Source organism: Acidobacteriota bacterium, from assembly GCA_003696075.1.
Lineage (GTDB): Bacteria > Acidobacteriota > Polarisedimenticolia > J045 > J045 > J045.
Genome location: RFHH01000120.1, coordinates 1 through 3,502 on the forward strand (window position 1 = coordinate 1; position 3,502 = coordinate 3,502).

Annotated in this window: 4 protein-coding genes; 2 read left to right on the top strand and 2 right to left on the bottom strand. The window is 71.2% G+C overall.

Going from position 1 to position 3,502, the window contains the following annotated elements:
- The first annotated feature begins 258 nt into the window (after positions 1-258).
- Together D6718_07720 and D6718_07725 are read left to right on the top strand one after the other, a co-directional pair.
- The gene (locus tag D6718_07720) at positions 259-555 is read left to right on the top strand and encodes a hypothetical protein (protein ID RMG45332.1); all 297 of its coding nucleotides are present in this window, start codon (positions 259-261) and stop codon (positions 553-555) included.
- Positions 552-905 carry a hypothetical protein gene (locus D6718_07725; protein RMG45333.1) on the top strand — a complete coding sequence of 118 codons (354 nt, stop codon included), beginning with the start codon at positions 552-554 and terminating at the stop codon, positions 903-905. The genes D6718_07720 and D6718_07725 overlap by 4 nt, the downstream gene beginning before the upstream one ends.
- A 45-nt stretch (positions 906-950) precedes the next feature.
- Here D6718_07725 and D6718_07730 read toward each other — a convergent pair whose 3' ends face one another.
- Complete coding sequence (locus D6718_07730; protein ID RMG45334.1) at positions 951-1,640, bottom strand: zinc metallopeptidase; 690 nt, start codon at positions 1,638-1,640, stop codon at positions 951-953.
- Positions 1,641-1,781: 141 nt separating this feature from the next.
- A complete protein-coding gene (locus D6718_07735; GenBank protein RMG45335.1) occupies positions 1,782-3,371 on the bottom strand; it encodes a hypothetical protein in 1,590 nt (529 codons plus the stop codon).
- Positions 3,372-3,502: the final 131 nt, after the last annotated feature.

Below are 3,502 nucleotides of genomic sequence, written 5' to 3' on the forward strand. Positions count from 1 at the left end.
CCTCGGACCGACGCTGCCGGGTGGCGGCGGGAAAGACAGCCCCGTCGTCTGGGAGCTTTCCGGCCAGCTGGGATCGTCGAGGAACAGAGAGAACGTCCCGCTCACCCGATCCCAGGCGACAAGCTGCCCGGGGAGGAACTCGTCGGTGACTCCGCCGGCGGGGCCGAATGGGACGCCACGCGCCGGCGACTTCGCTTCGGCGTCAAGACAGCCGCGTGCGACGCGGGCAGGAGGGGACCCGGCCGGCTGACCTACCTGGTGGACGTCGAGGTAAACCGCGTGCGCGTCGACTTCGCCGACGACGACTTGATCCTGAAGATGCTCCTCGAGGACATCCGTGCGGGGAGGATGGCGGACTGCTGCGGGATCGAGGAGCGGAAGGACCTCGAGGGCTATGGCCGCCGTCTCGCCGCCCAGCTCGCGCTCTACGACGCATCCTCCCCCACTCCGGGGTGGCATCACCTCCGGGCGCCGGAACCCCTCCCGGGAACCGCCCCCGCGGGCGGGCGCCCGCCGGGAGCCCCGGTGCAAGGCGCGGGGCGCGCGGTAGAATGACGCGTCTTCCTTCCCGGGAGGTTGCGATGGAGTACACCTACCAGGATCTGAAGAAGAAGACCGTCGCCGAGCTGCGGGAGATCGCCAAGGAGATCGAGAGCGAGGCGGTCCGCGGCTACACCACGATGCACAAAGAGCAGCTCCTGCTGGCGATCTGCAAGGCTCTCGACATCGACACCAAGGAGCACCACGAAGTCGTCGGCATCGACAAGACGGCGGTCAAGGCCAAGATTCGGGCGCTGAAGGCCGAGCGCGACAAGGCGGAGCAGGAGCACGACCACGCGCGCCTCAAGCGGCTGCGCCGGCAGATCCGCCACTGGAAGCGCGAGATCCGCAAGGCGGTGCGCTGAGGCGCGCGCCCCGACGGGCCGCGCGGCCGGCGCCGGCCGCGCGGCTCAGTCGCGGTCTCCCAGAACTCCCGCGCGGAACAGGAAGTACAGCAGCGTCATCAGCGTGGAGAACGCCGCCGCGACGTAGGTCATCGCCGCGGCGTTCAGCACCTTGGCCAGTCCGCGCCGTTCGTCGTCCGTCACGAGGCCGTACTCGACCGCAAGCCGCTTCGCCCGGCGGGAGGCGTTGAACTCCACCGGCAGCGTGACGATCTGGAACAGCAGGACCGCCGAGAAGAGCGCCGCCCCGATCAGCACCATGTTGACGCTCGAGAGGAACAGCCCGAGGAGCATCACGAGGTAGCCGACGCTGGAACCGATGCTGGCCGTCGGGACCAGGGCCGTGCGGACCCAGAGCGGAGCGTAGTTGGCGGCGTGCTGGAGGGCGTGTCCCGCCTCGTGGCAGGCGACACCGATCGCCGCGATCGACCGCTGGGAGTGCACGGCAGGCGAGAGCGCCAGCGTCCGCGTGGCCGGGTTGTAGTGATCCGAGAGGAATCCCTCCGTCGCGACGATCCGGACGCCGTCCACGCCGGCCCGCCGGAGCATCTCCGCCGCCGCCTGCGCGCCGGTCAGCCCGCGGCTCGCCGGCACGCGCGAGTACTTCTTGAACGCCGATTTCGTCTTGAACGTCGCCCACAGCGACAGCAGCAGCGCGGGTGTCAGGAAGAGGAAGTAGGTCGGATCGAAGATCATCGTGCTCACCCCTCGTTCATCAAGTCGCCGGACGGCGCCCGATCTCCTTCGATTGTAGCCGCGACCCCGGTGGGAAGCGCCCGGCAGCGCCCAACCCTCTGAGAGGAAAAGGGTTGGACAGCCGGGCGGGCGCCCGGCCGCTCAGCGCCCCAGGCCCGCGCGCCGGAGGAGCCGCCCGGCCACGGCCCGCGCCTGGTGCGAGATCGCCAGCGCCGCAGCGAGGTAGACGAGACCGCCGCCGCCCGCCGCCGCGCCGAGGCGCACCGTTTGCATGACGAATCCCCGCCCTTCCGGCAGGACGGCGAGAAGGCCCGCGACCGCCAGCGCCCCGGCGGCGGTGGCGGTCAGGAGCGACGCCAGGTGGCGCGCCAGCAACCGGCCCGGGGGCCGGATCGGCTCGGGCAGGCGCCGCCAGAGGAGCGTGGTGCGGAAGTAGCTGGAGGCGGCCGACGCCGCCGCGAGCCCGAGCACGCCGAGACCCGGAAGGAGCGCCAGCGAGAGGACGATCTTGACCCCCACGCGCCACAGGCCGATCGCCATCGGCGTCCGGGTGTCGCCGCGGCCGATGTGGGCCTGCGCCAACACCTGGCCGACGGCGAACACCGGCGCGGCCAGCGCCAGGACCGGCATCAGGCTCGCGGTCAGCGCGATCTGGTCGGGCGTCATCTTCCCCCAGCCGAACACCAGCCGCGCCACGGGGAGGCTCCCGGGCAGCAGGACGGCGACGAGGGGCAGGATGAGAAACAGGTACCCCGTCACCGCCTGCGTGAGCCGGTGCCGCAGGTCCTCCAGCCGACCCTGGGCGGCGAGGTGGCCGAAATGAGGCAGGAGCACGGACGAGGTCACCGAGATGAGCGGGTCGGTCATCATGCCGACGAGGATCACGGCGAAGGCCAGCGTCGAGAGATGCCCCTCGGGCAGGAACGACGCCAGGAGCTGTTCGATGAAGACGTCCACGCGGGTTCCCGTCAAGCCGACGAACAGCGGCAGGACGAGGGCGATCGCCTCTCGCACCTCCGGTGCCCGGGGCGCCACGCGCCACCGGTAGTACCGCCGGTGACGCCAGAGCACCCCGAGCTGGAGCGCGAAGGCCAACACCGAGCCGGCGAGCACGCCCACCGCCCACCCGGACAGGCCGACGATCCGCCCCAGCCAGAGGACGCAGACGAGAAGCGCCACGCCGTTGAGCACCCGCCCGAGGGCGGGGAACTGCTGGCGGCGGTAGACGTTCTGCAGGCTCCCCAGCAGCACGGCGAGGACCGAGAAGAAGATCGAAGGAACGACGATTCGCGCGAAGAAGGCCGACTGCTTCCAGATCTCGGGCGACCGGAACCCTGGGGCGGCGATGCGCACCACCGGCTCCGCCGCGAGAAGGAGCAGCCCCACGAGGATCAGCAGGCCCAGCCCGATGGTGTTGAGGATGTTGCTCGCCGCACGCCAGGCCGCCGCCTCGCCCTCGGCGTGCAGCTTGCGCGTGAACAGCGGCACCATCGCCGCGCGGATGGGCATCTCGACCCATGTGGAGAACATCGGGGGAATGCTCAGCGCGATGCGGAGGGCGTCGGTCGCGCGGTTCGCGCCGAAGACGGCGGCGATCGCACCCTGCGTCACCAGCCCGATCAGCTTGGCGACGATCATGAGCCCCGTGACCACGGAGCTCGCCGCGACGAGGTGCCGGGTGTCGGCGCTCGCCTCCGCGACAGCGCCCGCTGACTGTTCGTCGACGGCCAAGGGGGGACTCCCTGCAGCGACCCGTCGAATATAGCCTCCCCGCCCGAGGCGGTGCCGGAGTGGTCTCGAGCACCGGCCGGTCGATCCGGGTTAGAGTTGGCCGCACGGTCTGGGGGCCGGGAGGGGCGGAC

Excerpts from the sequence above, each read along its gene's own strand:
- D6718_07725 (RMG45333.1), top strand. The coding sequence starts at position 552 with ATGACGCGTCTTCCTTCCCGGGAGGTTGCGATGGAGTACACCTACCAG.
- D6718_07730 (RMG45334.1), bottom strand. The coding sequence starts at position 1,640 with ATGATCTTCGATCCGACCTACTTCCTCTTCCTGACACCCGCGCTGCTG.